Origin of the sequence: Arenicella chitinivorans, from assembly GCF_014651515.1 — a bacterium.
In the GTDB taxonomy this organism is placed as follows: Bacteria; Pseudomonadota; Gammaproteobacteria; order Arenicellales; family Arenicellaceae; genus Arenicella; species Arenicella chitinivorans.
Map to the genome: position 1 here is coordinate 1 of NZ_BMXA01000015.1, position 1,271 is coordinate 1,271.

Consider the following 1,271-nt stretch of genomic DNA (forward strand, 5'->3'; position numbering starts at 1 on the left):
TTGCGGACATATATCCGGCCATCGATGGTCATTGAAGCCTCGCTGACCGGGCCTTATTGCGATTCGCTACCTGGTTGACTTAGCAGAGTTTCGGCCATGGTTAAGCCACTGACCCCATCAGTCACAATCAGGTTCGATTAGTTCATTTCAGGTTGTCACCACTGTTGGCAATTGAGGTAAGTTTTAAATTCGTTGTTTCTGTTTATACGTTGGCAAGATAGTGTTTAGGTAAGGCATCAACGCCTTTGTTTAAGACTACCCAGACCATTCTTGCGGTTTTGTTCGCGAGCGCGACGACGGCTTTATGTTTGCCTCGTCGTTCAGCGACGGATTTTACCCATTCGCTTAACGAGTCATCACGCCGCGCCGCCCAGTTGTGCACGGTGCGCGCGCCGTGAATCATCAGCACCCTTAGTTGCACACTGCCGCGTTTGCTAATTGAGCTGAGTTGCACTTTGCCACCTGATCCATGATGTTGAGGAACCAGCCCAAGCCACGCAGAGAGTTGGCGTGCGTTTTTAAATTGTGCTCCATTGCCGATGCTAGCGTAGAGAGCCAGTGCACTGATTGGCCCGATGCCACGAAGGTGCATAAGTTTGATCGCTGTCTCATGTTGATTCGCTATGGTTTTCAGTTGGGTTTCAAGCAGATGAATTTCGTCAGAGAGCCTGATATGCTCAGTGAGTAGTTTATGGAGAGCTTGTCTTGCGATAGGGGTTAATCCATTGTCAGCATCTTCTAAAACGAAGGGGAGTTCTTTAGTAATGTTGCTGATACCAACCGTCATAATAATGCCGTATTCGGCCAATAGCCCTCGTAATTGATTAGCATTCGTTTTACGCGCATCTTTAAGGCGAGTTCGAATACGCAATAATGTTTGAATATCTTGTTGTTCAAGCGTTTTTACAGGAACAGGGTGAAGACCTGGGCGTAAAGCCGCTTCGGCTATGGCCAAGGCATCGTTCGTATCGTTTTTATTGCCACGCAAGAACGCTTTTACGTGCTGTGCCGGAATGAGTCGAACGGTGAATCCCATGTCAGAGAATGTTCTAGCCCAATAATGAGAAGTGGCGCATGCCTCCATTGCAATAACGGCATTAGGATGTTGCCGCACCTCGTTGAGTAAGCGTTTGCGAGTGACTTGTTTATTGAACTGTTTCTGATTGGCTTGGTTAAGACCGCAGATTTGAAATACGGATTTAGCTAGATCAATACCGAGTAGTGTAATATTGCTCATGATGAATACCTTTTTGAGATTGAGAACCTCCATC

General features: G+C 47.0%; 1 protein-coding gene. It reads right to left on the reverse strand.

Annotated features, from left to right (window positions below; genetic code table 11):
* Positions 1 to 202: 202 nt before the first annotated feature.
* On the reverse strand, positions 203 to 1,270 hold the full coding sequence (locus tag IE055_RS17755) for an IS110 family RNA-guided transposase (protein WP_229794362.1): 1,068 nt from the start codon (positions 1,268 to 1,270) through the stop codon (positions 203 to 205).
* Position 1,271: the final 1 nt, after the last annotated feature.

Bases quoted from the DNA above. Each gene is read 5' to 3' on its own strand.
- IE055_RS17755 (WP_229794362.1), bottom strand. From the start codon at position 1,270: ATGGAGGTTCTCAATCTCAAAAAGGTATTCATCATGAGCAATATTACA.